This window comes from Streptococcus sp. Z554 (genome assembly GCF_053010305.1).
The window spans coordinates 41,401-60,050 of the sequence record NZ_JBRKNV010000005.1; the positions used below are offsets into that span (position 1 = coordinate 41,401).

General features: G+C 39.0%; 19 protein-coding genes and 1 pseudogene. 12 read left to right on the forward strand and 8 right to left on the reverse strand.

The annotated features are described in order from the left end of the window. Positions 1 to 261 precede the first annotated feature (261 nt). The gene (locus ACVC7R_RS05690; RefSeq protein WP_447263896.1) at positions 262 to 1,044 is read left to right on the forward strand and encodes a hypothetical protein; all 783 of its coding nucleotides are present in this window, start codon (positions 262 to 264) and stop codon (positions 1,042 to 1,044) included. A gap of 178 nt (positions 1,045 to 1,222) precedes the next feature. Here the strand turns inward: ACVC7R_RS05690 and ACVC7R_RS05695 are convergent, their stop codons facing one another. Beyond that, positions 1,223 to 1,438, reverse strand: a complete 216-nt coding sequence (locus tag ACVC7R_RS05695) for a hypothetical protein (protein ID WP_414316856.1) — start codon at positions 1,436 to 1,438, stop codon at positions 1,223 to 1,225. 126 nt (positions 1,439 to 1,564) lie between these two features. Between ACVC7R_RS05695 and ACVC7R_RS05700 the strand changes: the two are divergent. Continuing rightward, positions 1,565 to 2,430, forward strand: a pseudogene (locus ACVC7R_RS05700) (helix-turn-helix domain-containing protein). A 21-nt stretch (positions 2,431 to 2,451) separates the two neighbouring features. On the opposite strand, the gene apf reads toward ACVC7R_RS05700, so the two are convergent. Beyond that, positions 2,452 to 3,096: an aggregation-promoting factor gene (apf, locus tag ACVC7R_RS05705; RefSeq protein ID WP_447263897.1), complete on the reverse strand. Its 645-nt coding sequence runs from the start codon at positions 3,094 to 3,096 to the stop codon at positions 2,452 to 2,454. A 240-nt stretch (positions 3,097 to 3,336) separates the two neighbouring features. Here apf and sdaAB point away from each other — a divergent pair, with 240 nt between their 5' ends. Genes sdaAB through ACVC7R_RS05720 form a run of 3 tightly spaced genes read left to right on the forward strand, consistent with a single transcriptional unit; the run spans position 3,337 to position 5,554 of the window. Then, positions 3,337 to 4,008, forward strand: coding sequence for an L-serine ammonia-lyase, iron-sulfur-dependent subunit beta (gene sdaAB, locus ACVC7R_RS05710; RefSeq protein WP_006153350.1), 672 nt, complete (start codon positions 3,337 to 3,339; stop codon positions 4,006 to 4,008). Between the two features lie 8 nt (positions 4,009 to 4,016). Further along, positions 4,017 to 4,889, forward strand: a complete 873-nt coding sequence (gene sdaAA, locus ACVC7R_RS05715) for an L-serine ammonia-lyase, iron-sulfur-dependent, subunit alpha (RefSeq protein ID WP_447263898.1) — start codon at positions 4,017 to 4,019, stop codon at positions 4,887 to 4,889. Positions 4,890 to 4,912: 23 nt separating this feature from the next. Further along, complete coding sequence (locus ACVC7R_RS05720) at positions 4,913 to 5,554, forward strand: HAD-IA family hydrolase (RefSeq protein WP_447263899.1); 642 nt, start codon at positions 4,913 to 4,915, stop codon at positions 5,552 to 5,554. Positions 5,555 to 5,617: 63 nt separating this feature from the next. On the opposite strand, the gene ACVC7R_RS05725 is transcribed toward ACVC7R_RS05720, so the two are convergent. The 4 genes from ACVC7R_RS05725 to ACVC7R_RS05740 form a co-directional block, all read right to left on the reverse strand. Beyond that, positions 5,618 to 6,022, reverse strand: a complete 405-nt coding sequence (locus tag ACVC7R_RS05725) for a DUF805 domain-containing protein (RefSeq protein ID WP_447263900.1) — start codon at positions 6,020 to 6,022, stop codon at positions 5,618 to 5,620. 176 nt (positions 6,023 to 6,198) lie between these two features. After that, entirely contained in the window at positions 6,199 to 6,675 is a 477-nt protein-coding gene (locus ACVC7R_RS05730; protein WP_447263901.1) for a DUF805 domain-containing protein, read from the reverse strand. A gap of 163 nt (positions 6,676 to 6,838) precedes the next feature. Further along, positions 6,839 to 8,689: a polysaccharide biosynthesis protein gene (locus ACVC7R_RS05735; RefSeq protein ID WP_447263902.1), complete on the reverse strand. Its 1,851-nt coding sequence runs from the start codon at positions 8,687 to 8,689 to the stop codon at positions 6,839 to 6,841. Between the two features lie 77 nt (positions 8,690 to 8,766). Further along, positions 8,767 to 9,597, reverse strand: coding sequence for a glycosyltransferase (locus ACVC7R_RS05740; protein WP_447263903.1), 831 nt, complete (start codon positions 9,595 to 9,597; stop codon positions 8,767 to 8,769). Positions 9,598 to 9,815: 218 nt separating this feature from the next. Here ACVC7R_RS05740 and ACVC7R_RS05745 point away from each other — a divergent pair, with 218 nt between their 5' ends. From ACVC7R_RS05745 to ACVC7R_RS05775, 7 genes are all read left to right on the forward strand, one after another. Then, positions 9,816 to 10,982, forward strand: coding sequence for a CynX/NimT family MFS transporter (locus ACVC7R_RS05745; protein WP_447263904.1), 1,167 nt, complete (start codon positions 9,816 to 9,818; stop codon positions 10,980 to 10,982). 351 nt (positions 10,983 to 11,333) lie between these two features. Continuing rightward, on the forward strand, positions 11,334 to 12,830 hold the full coding sequence (locus ACVC7R_RS05750) for a gliding motility protein (protein WP_447263905.1): 1,497 nt from the start codon (positions 11,334 to 11,336) through the stop codon (positions 12,828 to 12,830). Positions 12,831 to 12,871: 41 nt separating this feature from the next. Then, positions 12,872 to 13,297: a hypothetical protein gene (locus ACVC7R_RS05755; protein ID WP_447263906.1), complete on the forward strand. Its 426-nt coding sequence runs from the start codon at positions 12,872 to 12,874 to the stop codon at positions 13,295 to 13,297. Between the two features lie 172 nt (positions 13,298 to 13,469). Further along, a complete protein-coding gene (locus ACVC7R_RS05760) occupies positions 13,470 to 13,796 on the forward strand; it encodes a PadR family transcriptional regulator (RefSeq protein ID WP_447263907.1) in 327 nt (108 codons plus the stop codon). Then, on the forward strand, positions 13,783 to 14,376 hold the full coding sequence (locus ACVC7R_RS05765) for a DUF1700 domain-containing protein (RefSeq protein ID WP_447263908.1): 594 nt from the start codon (positions 13,783 to 13,785) through the stop codon (positions 14,374 to 14,376). Before ACVC7R_RS05760 ends, ACVC7R_RS05765 begins: the two co-directional genes overlap by 14 nt. After that, complete coding sequence (locus ACVC7R_RS05770; protein WP_447263909.1) at positions 14,369 to 15,319, forward strand: DUF4097 family beta strand repeat-containing protein; 951 nt, start codon at positions 14,369 to 14,371, stop codon at positions 15,317 to 15,319. The genes ACVC7R_RS05765 and ACVC7R_RS05770 overlap by 8 nt, the downstream gene beginning before the upstream one ends. Positions 15,320 to 15,369: 50 nt before the next feature. Beyond that, the gene (locus ACVC7R_RS05775) at positions 15,370 to 16,383 is read left to right on the forward strand and encodes a DUF6574 domain-containing protein (protein ID WP_447263910.1); all 1,014 of its coding nucleotides are present in this window, start codon (positions 15,370 to 15,372) and stop codon (positions 16,381 to 16,383) included. 103 nt (positions 16,384 to 16,486) lie between these two features. Here ACVC7R_RS05775 and ACVC7R_RS05780 read toward each other — a convergent pair whose 3' ends face one another. Further along, positions 16,487 to 17,347 carry a DUF4299 family protein gene (locus ACVC7R_RS05780; RefSeq protein WP_447263911.1) on the reverse strand — a complete coding sequence of 287 codons (861 nt, stop codon included), beginning with the start codon at positions 17,345 to 17,347 and terminating at the stop codon, positions 16,487 to 16,489. A 278-nt stretch (positions 17,348 to 17,625) separates the two neighbouring features. Beyond that, positions 17,626 to 18,612, reverse strand: a complete 987-nt coding sequence (trhO, locus tag ACVC7R_RS05785; protein WP_447263912.1) for an oxygen-dependent tRNA uridine(34) hydroxylase TrhO — start codon at positions 18,610 to 18,612, stop codon at positions 17,626 to 17,628. Between the last annotated feature and the right edge of the window lie 38 nt (positions 18,613 to 18,650).

Sequence of the window (18,650 nt, forward strand, 5' to 3'; positions counted from 1 at the left end):
TATCACGATTGAAGGTCGTTTGAGCAATTTTCATTATAACACGCTTAGATAGAGAAGACAAGGAAGATGCTGACAAACCTAGCCACCTCTTTTATAAATACATGAAGATAGGATACAAAAGAAATTAATTCATCCCTAAACCCCTATTCTCTTTAAAAACTTATTTTTAAAATCAATTAAAAATGATATACTGTTATAAGGAGGAATACGCATATGATTCCTTACATATATCATCATTCATGTGCGTAAAATAAAACGATTGTGAACAACTACAAAGATATACTAAAATCAAAAAATACCATTTTTACTATTATAATTGTTGCAGGGTTTGGACTTTTGGCAGGCTTAGTCATTCATCAAGAGCGTGTTCAAGCAGAGAGAGGGAACGTTGCTCTCATCAAACAACAAAAAAATCAACAAGATGTCGAACAAGTAAAAAACGCTATTAAAGACTTTAATATCGATTCTGAAACCATTATAGATGATTGGAAAAAAATTCAAGAATTAAAACCAACTACTGATGAAGGCAAAAAGACATTAGCAGACTTTCTCGCTTCTACTGCCGATAAAGTCACAAATCATTATAGTGAAAAAGCTTTGAAATTAGATATAAAGGATTCTGATAGCCAGTTTCAAGATAAACAAACACTTGAGACAGCCATTACTTCCTTGCAAAAAATAATAGACATCATTAAAAACATTAATTCTGCCAGCGACCAAGCTGCTCTTGAAGAAAAGATAAAACCAATTCAAGAACTAATCTCTAAATTCCAAAAACAAGTTGAAGTCTTGACCAAAAAAGAAGAAGAAAAAACTACCCAAACAGAAACGACTACTAGAGATGCCGGACTAGAAGCCAGCCGTTCAGAAGATAGTAGCTATATTCAAAGCTATCCAGAAACAAATGGAAGCATATCTAATTCCCAAGCACCTGCAACAGACCAATACTCAACTGATAATGCTAGCAGTGGAGGAGGTCAAACTGCTGATTCTTCAGGTTCTCAATCAGAGTCTAATAGCAATACAACCAGTTCATCTAACTAATAATCTAGATGGCGAAATTCCATAAACTTGTAAGCCCTCAACACCAATGTTTATAATGATCTCTCATCAAATGCAAACACACAAAAAGAGCCTTAAACGGCTCTTTTTTAGGGCTTTATAATATTTGTAGTGGGTAAATTCCCTATAGATATTATGGAGCCAATTATTGATAAAAACTTTAGTCATCTTCGTCTCTATAAAAATATTTTCTATACACCCTTGATAATACCAAAATTAATGCCAATATCATACCAAGAGCCATAATAATAGAATTTATTAGATTTATTTTAGTATGTCCAATCACTAGTCCAATAATTGGACTAGTAGACATGCTTAGATATAATAAAAATAACAAAAAATGAATTTCACCAATTCCTGCAAAAAAATGTTTCATGTAACGATTCTCCTTTACATACTAAAATACAAAATATTTTTTATTTGTTTTATATATTCTTATGATACAATATTTTTAATAGAATTCAATTTTTTGTTAACTTTTTTCACGAACAAGGAGGAGAACATGCGCTACGATTTTGGAAATGTTTATAAAGAAATCCGTGAGTCAAAAGGATTAACCCAAGATGAAGTTTGTGAAGGGGTTCTCTCAAGAACTAGCCTATCAAAAATCGAAAGTGGAAAAACAACTCCAAAATATGAGAATATGGAGTTTCTTCTCCGGCAAATCAATATGAGTTTTGAAGAGTTTGAATATATTTGTCATCTCTACCACCCAAGCGAACGATCAACTATCATGCAGACTTTTCTAAAAATGGCTTCTATTAGTGGTACGAACGACTTAAGTAAATTACTCAAAGAATGCCAACATTATCTAAAAACACACCATGATTTCCCCATCCAGCAGTTACAAGATATGCTCGAAATCGTTATCTACATCCGTAAAAATGGGATAGAAAAATTGTCAAGTAAGATTGACAACATTGTAAACAGACTATGGGATAATATTGAGAAACAAGATACCTGGTATGAGAGCGACCTCAAAGTCCTTAATACCATTCTCTTTGCTTTTCCTATGGAGTATATTCATCAGATTACTGAAAAAATTCTAGAACGACTAGAGGTTTATAAACACTATAGTCCTGTCTTTCAACTTCGTATGATGTTGCTTCTGAATCTCTCAACTCTTTATCTTTACAATGGTGATAAGTTGCTTTGCAAACAGCTTTGCTACACTCTCTTAGAGGAGGCAAAAGTAAGCAAACAGTATGATACACTTGCGTTTTCCTATATTCGTATTGGCATTGTGATAATGATGCTCAGTTGATACAAAATGGACTCTCCTTAGCTAAACTAGTAGAAGATGAACACTTACTAACAGAGCTAGAGCGAGAAGTTGACATCTTTATAAACAAAAAAGAAAGCCATTGAGACTTCCTTTTCTATATCTTCTTAGTACCAACCGTTGTTAAGCCAGAAGTTCTTAGCAGCTGTCCATGAACCGTAACGTCCTGCAACATAAGCATCTGCTACACGTTCTTGGTTTTCAGCTGAGTAGTCACCGTTCAAGTATGAATCTGTCAATTGGTAACGTCCGATGTAACGTCCGTTTGTAGCTGTGTAGCTACCGCCTGATTCTTTTTGAGCAATCCACTCTTTAGCTTCTGCTTCAGATCCGCTTACAGTTGCTGCTGGAGCTGAGTAGCTTTCTGCTGCTGCAGGTGCTGGAGCTTCGTAAGCAGCTTCGTAAGCAGCTTCATAAGTTGCTTCATATGTAGTTTCTTCTACAGCAGTTTCAGCAACTGCTGGAGTTTCTTCAACTTCTGCTACAGGTGCTTCTGTTGTTGTAGTTTGGGCAACTGGAGCTTCCCCATCGATAACCAATACTTGGTCAATAAAGATAAGGTCAACATTTTTAATGTTGTTCAATTTAGCTAATTTTTCAACTGTTGTGTTGTATGTCTCAGCAATTTCTGAAAGAGTGTCTCCAGGTTTAACTGTATAAGTTTTTGTTTCTTGTGCAAAAGTAAATGATGGTGCAAGGAAAGCAAGTACAACTGCAAATCCTGCAAGTTTAGTCTTCATGTTAAATTTCATTTAAAAAAGTTCTCCTTTTTTCTTATACTACCATGATACCTTTCTAATGTTACTATTTGTTAACGAATTTGTGTAGAAATGTTACAAAACTGTGATTTATTTACTTAAAAAAGCCACTTTTTGTTACAAAACCCTTGTTATAAAAGCTTTTTAATCTTTTTATATATTTCAGAATGTAAATAAGCACTTACATCTAAACTTTGCTATAATAGAGGTAAGAAACTTTTTAAGGGGAAACAGATGCAATCACTTCGTTTTCAATCTGTCTTTGATATCATTGGACCAGTCATGATTGGGCCATCTAGTAGTCACACGGCAGGAGCTGTTCGTATCGGTAAAATCGTTTCATCTATCTTTGATGATACTCCAACGGAGGTTGAATTCCAGCTTTTTAACTCTTTTGCAAAAACCTATCGTGGACACGGGACAGACCTTGCCCTTGTAGCTGGTATTTTGGGAATGGATACGGATGATCCTGAAATTCCAAATAGTTTAGAAATTGCCCACAAGCGTGGCATTAAAATCGTGTGGACCATCCAAAAGGACAGTAATGCTCCCCACCCAAATACTACGAAAATCACTGTTAAGAACGATCGTAAGACTATCAGCGTAACAGGAATTTCAATCGGCGGTGGAAATATTCAGGTGACAGAATTAAATGGCTTTGCCATATCTCTCAACATGAACACCCCTACCATCATCATCGTTCATCAAGATGTTCCTGGTATGATTGCTCATGTGACAGAAGCTCTTTCTCGCTTTGATATCAACATCGCCCAAATGAATGTCACTCGAGAAAAAGCTGGCGAGAAAGCAATCATGATCATCGAAGTTGATAGTCGCAACTGTGAAGAATCTATCGAAGAGATTCGAAAAATTCCTCATTTGCACAATGTCAATTTCTTTCAATAGGAGAAAATATGTTTTACTCTATCAAAGAATTAGTCGAACAAGCCGAACTTGATTTCCAAGGAAATGTTGCCGAACTCATGATTAAGACTGAATTTGAGCTAACTGGTCGTGAGCGTGGAGAAGTTCTTCTCCTCATGGAGCGCAATCTTGAAGTCATGAAGGCATCTGTTGAACTCGGACTCAACGAAAAGAAATCTCGTAGTGGTTTAACAGGTGGTGACGCTGCAAAGCTAGACCACTACATCAAAAAGGGAAAGACCTTATCAGACTTTACTGTCTTGTCTGCTGCTCGTAACGCTATTGCCGTTAATGAGCACAATGCCAAGATGGGCCTTGTTTGTGCAACACCAACCGCTGGTAGTGCAGGTTGTCTTCCAGCAGTTCTCACATCCGCTATTCAAAAATTGAATCTAACTCATGAACAACAACTAGATTTCCTCTTTGCTGCTGGTGCTTTTGGGCTCGTCATTGCTAACAACGCTTCTATCTCGGGAGCCGAAGGCGGTTGCCAAGCGGAAGTGGGGTCAGCTTCAGCCATGAGTGCTGCCGCTCTAACCCTCGCTGCAGGCGGAAGTCCTTACCAAGCGAGTCAGGCCATCGCCTTCGTTATCAAAAATATGCTCGGTCTTATCTGCGATCCAGTTGCAGGTTTAGTTGAAGTTCCATGTGTTAAGCGTAATGCCATGGGAGCAAGCTTCGCCTTCATCGCAGCTGATATGGCTTTAGCTGGCATCGAATCAAAAATCCCAGTTGACGAAGTCATTGATGCCATGTACCAAGTGGGCTCTAGTCTCCCAACTGCCTTTCGTGAAACTGCTGAAGGTGGTCTCGCAGCCACACCGACAGGTCGTCGTCTTCAAAAAGAAATCTTCGGCGACTAATTTCAAGATTACTAGGAGAATTAATGTCATCCTTATCAGCCATCTTTTTCGACTTAGATGGAACCCTTGTGGATAGCTCTATCGGTATTCACAATGGCTTCACCTATACTTTTGAACAACTTGGAGTCCCTAGTCCAGACGCAAAAACCATCCGTGGTTTTATGGGTCCTCCACTGGAGACTAGTTTTGCTAGTTGCCTCTCGCCCGATCAGATTGAGCTAGCTATTCAGCTATATCGCTCCTATTATAAGGAAAAAGGAGTTTACGAAGCCCAGCTATTTCCACAAATCAAGGAAATACTCGCTGAACTAGCTCAACAATATCCTCTCTATATCACGACAACAAAAAATACTCCGACAGCAGTCCATATGACCGCTCATTTTGAAATCGATCATTTCTTTGCCGGCATCTATGGTTCAAGTCCTCAAGCAGTGCACAAGGCAGATGTCATCCGTCAAGCTTTGGCAAGTCATAACTTGAACCCAGAAAAAGTGGTCCTTATAGGAGATACTAAGTTTGATATGATTGGCGCCCAAGAAACTGGCATTAAAAAACTAGCTGTTACTTGGGGATTTGGTGAACAAGCTGAACTTCTAAGCTATCAGCCGGACTGGGTCGCTCATCAACCAGCAGACATTTTACGTCAACTACAATCGAAAACCTAAACAAAAACACTCCAATTAAATTGGAGTGTTTTTAAACTAGTGATTACTTCAGTCTATCATTTATTAGCCAGACACTTCCTTGGTTGGCATTGCCATCAGAACTAAAAGGATAACACCATCCAGAGAAAGCACAGGAAGAAAGACAAAACCACTTAAGATAGCTAGCAGTGGAATCAATTCGAAAAAAATGAAAGCCCAATGGAGGCCAGCATCACGTAAACGACGAACTTTTAGAGCAAGGCTAGGAATAAATAACACCATAAACAAAATGATATAAAGACTTAAGAAGGCTACGCCTGAAATTGGGTCTATTTCTTTTCCGTCATTCGAAATCATTTGAAAATAGATAATATAAAGTGGGATACAAAAAATATTATTCATCAACCAAACCCACCAGAAATCAGAACGTGTTGATCGACCTGAAAAATCTAAAAAGCCTTTGAAAAAATTCTTATAAGCTTGAATCATAACCTACTCCCCTGTTATTGTTTTTCTCGTTTAGGATACTTAATAAGATTAGTAGAGCAACTGTAATAGACATAAAACACTCCCAAATCTTAAATTTAGACCTGGGAGTATTTTTAGGAACTAGCTTTACAACCTTAAAAGATCTTGTAAGCTAGAAATACTTTAACAGTTTTATTTTAGTTCTTGTCTATTTCTTCAAAAGGTGAGACTTCTTGAGCTTCAACCGCTTCAATTGCCTCTACAACTTCTACAGCTTCTTCATCTTGAACTTCTTTGACTTGGTTTATAACTGGAGTTGCTTCTTCCTTTGTTGGCATAGCTAGGAGCACCAAAAGTGCGATACCTCCAACCATTGGAATAAAGGCAACAAAGATGAGTGCCCAATGGAAACCAGCGTCTCGTAAACGACGAACTGTCAAAGCAAGTGACGGCAAGAAAATTGCTAGCCCAAAAATAAAATAGATAATAGCGGTAAAGCCCAAAGTAATAAGAGCACTCTCGTTTCGTGAGTTAGCCAGAGCATTTCCGTATGCTGAGAAGAAAGGAATATAAAGAATCATATTTCCAAGCCAAACCCACCAGTATTCTGAACGTGTTGAACGGCCTGCAAAATCTACATAGCCTTTAAAGAAACTTTTATAAGCGTTAATCATAAGATACTCCCTATTATTGTTATTTATTATATTTTACCATATCTGTTCACTTAGAGCAAATATGTTTAAAATTAGCTGAAAATTCCTCTAAATATAGAAAAAAGATATTACCTGTCACCTCCACTTAAAGAAGATTTGACGGATAATACCTTATTTTTTATATTTAATCCACATGTGTTGTTTCATTAGCAAAAGCTATGATTGCCCTCTTCAATTCAGAACCCTGCAAAGTACGGAATTCTTCAATCTTCTGATCGATCATCTCAAGAGGCATGACATTTACTTTACCAACAAAGATTTTGTCCATTACTTGGTTCTCAACTAACTCAGTAGACACAAGCAACTCTTCATAAAGCTTCTCACCTGGGCGAATACCTACTTCTACGATTGGAATTTCATTTTCAGTATGTCCGCTGAGTAGAACCATTTTCTTAGCCAAATCGTAAATGCGTACAGGTTTGCCCATATCAAGGATAAAGACTTCCCCATCCTTGGCATAAGCACCTGCATGAATCACCAAGCGACTAGCTTCTGGAATGGTCATAAAGTAACGAGTCATTCGGAAGTCTGTCACCGTTACAGGCCCACCTTCAGCAATCTGACGTTCAAAAACAGGAATCACACTACCACGACTACCCAGTACGTTACCGAAGCGAACCGCACAATAAGTAGATTGACTACGTTGATTAAATCCAGTGACAATCAACTCAGCCACACGTTTAGTTGCTCCCATTACGTTTGGTGGATTTACGGCCTTATCTGTCGAAATCATAACCATTTTTGGAACTCGTGCGGCGTCAACTGCCTTAGCAACATTATAAGTTCCAAGGATGTTATTCTTGAAGGCTTCTTTTGGATTACGCTCCATCATAGGAACATGTTTATGAGCTGCAGCATGGTAAACAATGGCTGGTTCATACTGCTCAAAAACTTGAAGCAAACGATCGTAATCTTGAATATCGGCAATGACAGGAACAAAATCAATTTCCTGGAATTTGCGAATTAATTCATGGTAAATCAGATAAATAGAGTTTTCTCCATGACCGAGCAAAATGACACGTTCAGGGTTGAATCGACTGACTTGACGGCAGATTTCTGAACCAATGGAACCTCCGGCACCAGTCACCAAGATTGTTTTGCCAGTGATTTCAGAACCCAGGCGTGATTCATCCAGCTGAATCTCCTTACGTCCCAACAGGTCCGTGATATCAATCTTCTGGAAACCACCTGCTTGAGGTTGGATACCTTGTACAACCGACTCAATCATCGGCATCTTAAAGCATTTTATACCGATACGATTACACATTTGCAGGATTCGTTCATATTCAGATGGATCTAGAGACGGAATCGCAACGATAACTTTTTCAACTCTGTAGCGTTTAGCCAATTCTGGTAGATCATCATAAGAACCCAAAACTGGGACTTTCCCAAGCTTTTGGCCTTTTTTCTTTTCATCATTATCCAAAATCCCAACTAGTTCAAGGTCACTAGTAGGATGTTGGTAGCTGTTCATAAAGAGCGCACCACCATCACCAGCACCAATCAAGAAGGTACGACGGTGTTCTCCATCTCCATTTCCCTTTTTACGTCTTGAGTAAATCAACTGCCAAGTGATACGAGGAAGTAGAATCAAGAAGGTGGTTAATAGGATAAAGAGTACGATAAAGCGGATAGAAAAGAGCGGCAAGAAAGCATAGCAGATCACATAAGATAAGATACTACTGATAGTTACTCCGAAGAAAATCTTCATAAAATCTGTGATTTTGCTATATCGACTAATACTAGCATTAAGCCCCCAGAAGCCAATCATCAGTTGGTAGAAAAGGAAGGTTAGAGCTGTGTAAATGACATAATCTACCGGGGTTGGATTAATCAAGCCATAAAATAGAATATAGGAAACAATAATTGATAAGACCATACTGGCAATATCAAAAAATCCCCAAAATATTTGTTTCTGTTGTTTATTTAATACTTCAACCAGATCAATTACGTAATCTGTTATTTTTTTATTCATGTGAATGGTATCCTCCTACACAGAATCACATTTTCTAGTAATCTTCAGATAAATTTTTAAAATCTAATTGGCTACAATTACTTGCTTTTTCTTAGAAGTTTTAAAAATATAAACTGTCGCACAAAGCCTGGACACAGAGCAACGACAACCTGAATTAAAACACTTTTCAGGTATTCACCATAAGAAATCTGTCCACGCGCGTGCATTCTTTTACGTGCTTGTCGATAGAGCTTGAGATAGCGAAGACCTCCACGGCGTTCAAACATCCCTGCTCCCACTCGTACCTTACATAGGATTTGATCCACATTTCCAGTTCGAGCTCCAGCACTAATCATATTAAGCCAGAGAAGATCATCCTCCATATAAAGGCCATCCTCATAATTACCAGCCTTGAGCACCATTTCTTTTTTAAACATAACAGTCATGTGATTAAAGGCGCTTCTCATACGCTGGTAGGCAACGATATCCTCATGCTTAATCGGCACACGACGATAAGACACAATCTCGTCTGGTTGATCGATAAATTCTGCAATATGACCACCCAGCAAATCCAAATTCTCTGTTTCCATCAATTCGAACTGTTGTTCGAAACGGTCTTCGACAGCAATATCATCTGTATCCATACGAGCAATGACGTCATATTGGCACTGTAAGACGCCGTACTGAAGCGCTAAACCTAAGCCACGATTTTGCTCAAGTGGGCAACGTTTGATTGGAATACTAGACTGTGCTTCCAATTTCTCCAAAACTTGATACAGTTCAGGTGTCAGCGGACCATCTTCGACGATGACCACCTCGCTAGGTTTGAGCGTTTGATGTATGATACTCTCTACCGCCTCTTCTAGAAAGACTGGGTTTTCTTTAACATAGACTGACATCAAGACGCTAAATTTACGATTTTCAGACACAGCACTTCTCCAATGTATAGATTTTCTTTCACTATTTTATCACAATTTTTCAGACTTTCCTATTTTTATTTGAATAGCAGAAAAAAACTAGTAAATATATTGTCCTTCCTTACTATGATTTCTGTTGGGAAAGTCGAGGATTACCTCACGTTAGCTTGACATCTTTAGGGAAAAAAATTAAAATAAGCTGTTATCAAAATCAGCTTATTGAGGTTCACATGAAAAAACGATCACTCTTTTTTATTCTAGGAATTATCTTAATTGGAGCGGTCTTAAGAGCTCCTTTTACAGCCCTACCGACTATTTTAGGAGATATTGCTCAAGGTTTAGGCGTGGAAGTTAGTTCACTTGGTGTTTTGACCAGTCTCCCTCTCTTGATGTTTGCCCTCTTCTCCTCTTTTGCGACCCGTTTGGCTCAAAAGATAGGACTCGAGCACCTTTTCACCTATAGTCTTATCGTATTGAGCATAGGTTCAGTGATTCGTATCTTTAATCTTCCTCTACTCTATCTGGGAACTTTACTCATCGGAGCAAGTATTGCGATCTTTAACGTGCTCCTTCCTAGCGCTATTCAGGCCAATCACCCACAAAAGATTAGCTTCCTGACAACAGTATATGTGACCTCTATGGGTATTACAACGGCTCTTGCTTCCTATCTCTCTGTACCCATTACTCAGGCGACCTCTTGGAAAGGTTTAATTCTCTGCCTATCCTTTGTCTGCCTACTCACTTTGGGTGTCTGGTTGCCCAATCATGGTCACAATCATTTTCTAGAAGGACATGAGAAAAAACAAAAGAAAGAGAACATTCTAAGAGACAAACAAGTTTGGGCTATTATTGTATTCGGTGGGCTCCAATCCCTACTCTTTTATACCAGTATGACTTGGTTACCAACCATGGCCATCAGTGCAGGACTATCTCATACAGACGCTGGCCTTTTGGCTTCTATCTTTTCACTGATCAGTATCCCCTTCTCGATGACCATTCCAAGTTTAACAACTCGTCTGTCCAATCGTCACCGTCAAATCATGCTGACAATCATCTCTCTGGCTGGAATGCTTGGAATTGCTATGCTCCTATACCCGAGCAAGAGCTTCCTTTACTGGTTAGTCACACATCTCTTGATTGGTACTGCCTGTAGCGCTCTTTTCCCTTATCTCATGGTCTGCTTCTCTATCAAAACTAGCTCTCCTGAAAAGACAGCCCAATTATCTGGACTTGCCCAGACAGGTGGTTACATCCTGGCAGCCTTTGGACCAACTCTGTTTGGTTATAGCTTTGACATCTTCCATTCTTGGAGCCCAGCCGTACTGACTCTTTTAATGATTGATATCATCATGACAATCTCCCTCTTTATGGTGGATCGAGCGGATAAAATCCTCTAAAAAGGTTTTTAGAATTTGCCACAAATAAACACACTTTGAAAGCCAGACTGAGTCTGGTTTTTTTGGATCTTCACAACATTTTACAAAGTATAGATTTACCAAGCATACTACTGTTCCTCCGCGCAAAAATGGTATAATAAAGCTAGGAAAACTCCGGTTACAATTTATTAGGAGTAGCACTGTCTGGGTACATAAAAGATTATTACTTTGGGAATTGATAGTTGAATCGATGCTAAAGTTGAAATTATAAACGTCTACATTTATAATTGTTTTAACACCATTAAGAAATTTTGATTGGATAAAAAATCTCGATTAACCAAGGACCATTGAATCATGTAAGGAGAAATTTGTATGCTAGCAAAAGCAGGGGACGTCTATTGTGTTTACAATTTCCATCTAAAAAAATACACAGCTTGTCAGATAACCAAGATAGAAGAGGGGGAGAAAAAGCCGCAAGCTGTCCTACTGTCTTTAGACTGGTCAGGAGATCAACCTCTTAGAGAAGAAGAACTATCTTCTTTGAAGCCACTCTATATAGATTTTATGTACTGGGAAAGAAACTTACATCTCAGTAATGTTGATATTCATGTACCGTCACATTATATTTTTATTGGTAATACAACACCATTAACAACCGAAAGCACAAACACATATGCTATGTTTTGGGGGAATGGTTACGATATTTATAGGCAACTGAAATGGCAAGAAATACCAAAAGAAAAAAGGGATTTATTTAAGAAAGCAGATAAAAGCAAGGAAAAAGTTTCATTTGCAGGAAATGAGTGCCGTATTTCTAAACACAATATCAATGACGAGTGGACGCCTTTTGAAGACGCATTAGAATTAAAAGTCTTCCCTTGTTTATCTAAGTTGACATTAACGAGATGGCACAAAAATATATATGAGTATTTGCAGTCAACTCCTTTTATTACAGAACTAGTTCTTAAAAATCATGGACAAACAAAACTGGATTTTTCTAAGACATCCATACATCGGCTTGCCATTGATTTGACAGGCGTAGAGGAACTTAGATTGAACGATGATTTGGAGGAGCTAGTCTTATTAGGAGACATGAACAACAATTGTCAAATACTTGTAAAGGACCATGGAGCCAGCTTACGATTACAACTTGATAGTTCTCTACCTAAGGTACTGGGATTAAAAGATTTAGGAGCCATCCATTGTTCTAACATCCTTGAAATAGACTTTGCACAAATCTTGAATAACTATCCAAGACTTAGGGAATTAAGATTGTGGGGGAAACCTGGTCATATTCTCAATTTCCATAAATTATCAGAGTTCAAAGAGTTAGTCAATTTTTCAACTGTTGATTTGTTTGGCTTTACTGCAGAGGATATTCCCAAACCAGAAGATTTACCTCGATTAAGCATGTTTTGGATGAGCAGCTTACCAGAAGAGGCCGCTAAAGTAGCCAAAAAATATTATAAAAAACAGCAGGACAAGGGACTGAATCTTTGGATAACAAAACCGAGAAAAGCTGAATGGCTAGCCCAAAACCTAGACAATCCATTTCGCTCATGGGATGGACAAGAGAATATTTCAACCGCAAACGCAAAAAAAGCAGCCTCTCTATATAGAAAGACTAGAGCAAGTGTTAGAAAGCTTCTAGAAAACCCCAACGAGGATACTATGAAACACATAGAAGACCTCATAAGAGAATATACTCAAGGTTTCAATAAAATGGACAAGCGTAACTGTTTTATTGAAACAATCGAGAGAGAGGATATCTATGATGCCCTGGTCGAGATCTTAGATTTACTACCTGAAGATTTAGGGATGGACAAAGAAAAATTTATAGAAATCTTTGATGAGCTAAAAGATTTTTAAATGAGAAGCCTTTCTAGTTCATTCTTGAAACGGAGATTATTATGACTAACTTTATACAGACTATCACAGTAGAAAATCGGCAGGTCGACAAAGAAAATTACTTTACAATTGGCTACTCTCCAGAGATAGAAAAATCTTTACTGTGTGTTTATATTTCTTGGATTGCTGGTTATGACCGCTATTACGAGTTAGATGACGGAGATTTGCCTCTCTTTGAAAGCAAACGAGAAGAATTTCTCAAAAAATATGAAAAAGAAATCAAGGCTTATCGGACTGAAAGATTGATTGGTTCTGGGGCCTTGAGGGATTACAATTTTAGTTCTTTGCCTGAGAATATCCTAGAAAACTTGGATAGCTATCCTCCATTTAACGGATATGTCTATCAAGATGGCATCCTCTGTGCTAGAATCAAGATCGAAGACAAGTATTTTTATCTTCCGCCCATTTATGATGAGGATTACAGATAAGCATTGCCCCAAATTGATACAAAACATCCTCTAATCTTCTAGTTTTTGCTAGAAGATTTTTTATATGTAAAAATTTTATACATATTGCTTGACAGGGCTTACATTTAGATGTATGATGTATGTGTAGAATAATTATATATAAAATTTTTATATACTAAAAAGGAGGTGCCCCATGTATTTTCCAACATCAGCGGCTTTGATTGAATTCCTCATCTTGGCCATCCTAGAACAAGGGGATTCCTATGGTTATGAAATTAGTCAAACCATTAAACTCATCGCCAAAATCAAGGAATCGACTCTCTACCCCATCTTGAAAAAACTGGAAACCAACCGCTACCTGACTACATACTCTCGCGAATACCAAGGTCGGATGCGGAAATACTATTCCTTAACAGAAATTGGAGAGGAGCAACTTTTTGCCCTTCGAGAAGAATGGACACTCTACACTGACACTATCAACGGCATCATAGAAGGGAGCGTTCGCCATGACAAGAACTGAATATTTGAATCAGCTTGAAACCTATCTGATGAAGCTTCCTCAAGCTGATCGCATCGAAGCCATGGACTACTTCAAAGAACTCTTTGATGATGCCGGTCCAGAAGGTGAGGAAGAACTCATAGCTAGCCTCGGTAGTCCAAAAGAGGCTGCCCATGACATCCTGACTACACTTCTTGATAAAAAAATCAACGAAGAAAATTCCAATAAGAACAACCGTCAGGTTTTACAAATCGCAATCCTCGCACTTCTGGCTGCACCTATTGGGATTCCAGTCGGGATTGGTCTTCTCATGGCTATCATCGGGATTTTTATCGCTACGGTTAGTATACTTTTAGCCTTCTTTGCTGTATCAGCAGCTGGACTAATCCTAGGAGGCGTTCTCCTATTTGAAAGCTTCTACGTTCTGGCTGAATCGACATCTGCCTTTACGCTGATTTTTGGTGGAGGTTTGCTAGCTATTGGAGCTTCATCCCTAGTCTTGCTAGCGACTTCCTATGTGACCCGTTTCTTTGGAATACTAATCCTTCGACTTATTCAGTGGATTCTTAATAGAGGAAAGAGAGGTGAAAGTCATGCGTAAATTAACAAAAGGATTTCTTATCTTTGGTGTTGTTACCAGTATCATAGGTTTTTCAATGATGATCATCGGCATCCAAACAGACGGTGTCAGAAGCCTCCTTGCAATGTCACAAAATCCAGTATTTGAAAGTCGAATGGAAGAGCTCGTTTTCAATCAAGATATCGAAAATCTTAACATCTCACTAACACAACATTCGCTCGTCATTACGGAGTCAAACGATGATAAGATCCACATCCAGTATCATCCAACCATCTCTGAAAAAGAAAATCTTCAACATTTTATCAAAGAAAAAACTCTTGAGATTTCAGACACCAAGTCAACGACACGTCATTCTCTAGGTTCTAGTATCGAGGGAATCCTATTTATCGCAAGCGGAGTCTCTAGACGTAATGATGAAGTCGTTCTATCACTACCGAAAGGAAGAGAGTTAAAAAACCTAACAGCCCAGGTCGACCATGGTGTCCTTTCGATTGCCAATGCAAAAGTCAGCAATGCCAAGATTCTGTCAAATGGCTATCTTCTTCGAATCACTGATAGCGAGATTAAAAATAGCCAACTGATCACAACTGGAATTGTCAATGTATTTGAAACCAGTCTAACAGATAGCCGCATCCAAGCAGACCATGAACATATCTCTGCAGACGATATCCAAGTGCACGGTAAGGTAGAGCTAAAGGCAAAAAAAGATATGGTCATCCAGTTATCCAAAAAAGAACTTGAGAGAATCAATCTCAACCTCTCATCTGAACACGGCGCTATTTATCATCGAACTCGAGAAGGAGTTCATCCTGTCCAGGGAAATCATGAAAATAAGGACGAAGAATTCTCCAATCCTTACAACGTAGAGAAAAAAGATACGCAAGATCTCCTCGTCGCAAAGGCAGGTCAAGATATCAACATTCCAGACGAACCAGATCGCTCACCCAATTCGAGAAATCGTTAATAATAGCTAATCATTACTACTCAAACAAGAAATAAAAAGGAGGTCCCATCATGACTCAAGAATGGTTCGAAAGTGCTGATTTCGAGAAAACAGCCAGCAATGAGAAAAAAGATAGTCCATCTGACCCAGTCATTCCTGAAGAAGAGTTAAAAGAAAAAGAAGAATTACCGGTGGTTGAAGAAAATCTTCAAGTCAATTCTGAAGAACAAGAAGCTGACCTAGAAAAAGTAGAGAATGGCGAACACGAAGAGATCGTGGAAAATACAGAAAAGATAGACAAGTCAGAAGAATCTGTAGAGACTGAAGAACAAGAAGAACTGGCAACAAAGACAGACCAAGCAGAAAAACCCGTTAAGGAAGCACCTCAACCGAGCAAATCTTTGGAAAGCCCATTTGTACCAGATCCTGTCCCTACAAAAACTGCAATCTTCAAAGAAGAATTGGCTGATTTTTGGGTTTGGTTACAAGGTGCTCTCAAAGAGCCAACAGCAAGCATTGATTCAGATAAAAAACATAGTTATAACGCCTTTGCGCTACTAACTATCTTTTCTGCTACAAGTTTTCTCTTTGTAGTTTATCACGCCAAACAAGGCTACTATGGTCGTATGGCAAGCATCGATGCTCACTTCAGGGAACAATTCCCGTCTCTCAATCTCTTCTCGGTCTTCTCCATCCTAGTAGCGACAAGTCTCTTCTTCTTTTCAATTCTCATGGGTGGATTTGTAGTCAAACGTTTTGTCGACCAGAACAGTGATTGGACATTAGAAAGAGCCTTTCAAGCACATAGCAGACTCTTGGCTATCCCAGTTCTCTTGACAGGTATTGCTAGTTTCTTCGCTCTTTTTAATGGTCTACGATTTGCAGTATTGCTTTGCTTGATTAGCATTAGTCTGACTCTCTTGGCCAATCTCTACTTCATCTCAAGACCTAGCAAGGATAGTCAAACCGATCCCTTCTATCGCCTTCTCTTGGCGGTCCTAGTCAACGGTGGTGTTCTATTTCTCTTTTTCCTAGCAGAAATGGCTCTTGTTTTTGACTATCTTCGAGTTCTTGTTTTTATATAAGATAAAATCCTGTCACTCTGACAGGATTTTTTGTTTACACAAAAGCAGACCAAACGATCTGCCTTTTCACATTATTTAAAACTAGTATCTTTCATTTAGGCCTCTAGTTACCTTTTACTAAGTTCTCAAAATCTTCCCCCAAAACAGGTCCTACCACTATTTGGTTGGCATCCAAATCCTGACAAAGTTCCTTTGGAAGAACTTCTAAAAAGGTTTGGTAATCCAGTCTAGCTACTGCTTCATAGTCTTCAGGCTTAGAACCATCTCCAGAGATTTTCACCAGGTCAATCTCCCAAACAAGCTCCTTGCCAACTAATTGCTCCACATAAGGAGCTGGAATCACCGGTTCTTTTGGTAAAATGGTTTTTACTCCCTGAGCTAGGTGGTAGATACCATGAACCTTACCTTCACCATCTGGGTAGAACTTAGCACTTGCAGGATAGCCATCAGACCCTTGAACTTTTTTGACCAATGCCTCAAAACATGCCAAACCATCATTTCCAAGAAAAGCTTCCAAATCCGTCTTGTCAAAGTAAACAGGTGATAGAATACCCTGGCAGAAACCTAAACGAGCAGCCTTATCCGCTAGATAGCTCTTAACCGTTTCTTGGAAATAGTTTTCCAAATCAAAGTCTGCCAAGCCCTCAACTGCTTCACCAACCTTGCTAGACAAAGCCCGCAAGAGCTCTTCTACTATCTCCCAGTCAACTCTTGTAATCAAGTCAGGAATAATTACTTGATAGCCGTTTTGAGAGTCAAGGTAGCGAACTTTAAAGAGAAACTGAGATTTTCCCACAACAGCACACTCGATATACTCAAGACGATCGAGCGGTTGACGGAGGTAAACAGCATCATAACTATGCGACTCTAGGCCTTCTACTAAGCCTAAAATTGATTTAGCTGTAAGAATCTCCTGTTGTCCTAAAATACTTTGTTTATTTGGAATAAAAAATGTCTTCACCATAATGGTCTCCTTTGAAATCGTTTACATATAGTATACACCATTTTCCTGAAAGATGCAGAAACAAATTTAAGATTTTTTGGTCAAAAGCATAGAAAAAGGCTGGGACAAAAGTCCTAGCCTCTCAATTGTCTTTGGATTATCGAGCAAGACGCAGTGGTTGAGTGGGCTCTACTACGCTGATTTCATCAGCTTTTACAGCCCTACTCAACTGTGCGGAGGTGAGACGACGAAATCGAATTCTAACGAATTACCGATTTCTGTCCCACTCTCAATATTTATTATACAACTTCAGAATGATCTAGACTCTCACCAATTTTTGCTAAACGCTCGATAACTTGATCTTGTGTCAATTCATGTTCTAAAACATAGCGATTACGTGGGTGAACACGACACTCGTGTGTGCAACCACGAAGATATTTGTCTTCGTTGTCTTCTGATGCTAGGATACGGCGGTTACAGAAAGGATTTCCACAGTTAACATAACGTTCACATGGTGTTCCATCAAACCAGTCTTTCCCTACGACAGTTGGATTAACATGGTTGACATCGACTGCAATACGCTCGTCAAAAACGTACATTTTCCCATCCCAAAGTTCCCCTTGAACTTCTGGATCTTTACCGTAAGTCGCGATTCCACCGTGTAATTGGCCGACATCTTTGTAGCCTTCGCGAACCATCCAGCCAGAGAATTTCTCGCAGCGGACTCCACCAGTACAGTATACCACGACACGTTTGTCCATGAATTTTTCCTTGTTATCACGGACCCATTGTGGCAATTCACGGAAGTTGCGGATATCCGGACGGATAGCTCCGCGGAAGTGTCCCAGGTCGTACTCGTAGTCATTACGCGTATCAAGAACAACTGTATCTTCATCTAGGAGGGCTTCCTTAAATTCTTTTGGTGACAAGTAAGCACCTGTTGTTTCAAGTGGGTCGATGTCGTTGTCAAAGTTATCATCCTCTAAACCAAGGTGGACGATTTCCTTTTTATAGCGAACAAACATCTTCTTGAAAGCTTGCTCACTTTCTTCGTCAATCTTGAACCAGAGGTCTTCCATACCTGGAAGGCTGTGAACGTAGTCCATGTATTTTTGCGTTGTTTCGTAGTCACCAGAAACAGTTCCATTGATTCCTTCGTCAGCCACTAGGATACGGCCCTTGAGCCCGATGGACTTACAGAAAGCCAAGTGGTCTGCAGCAAATTGTTCCGCGTTTTCGATTGGAACATATTTATAGTAAAGTAAAACTCGAATATCTTTTGACATAAGATTGATTCTCTTTTCTAAGATTAAATTATCAGAAT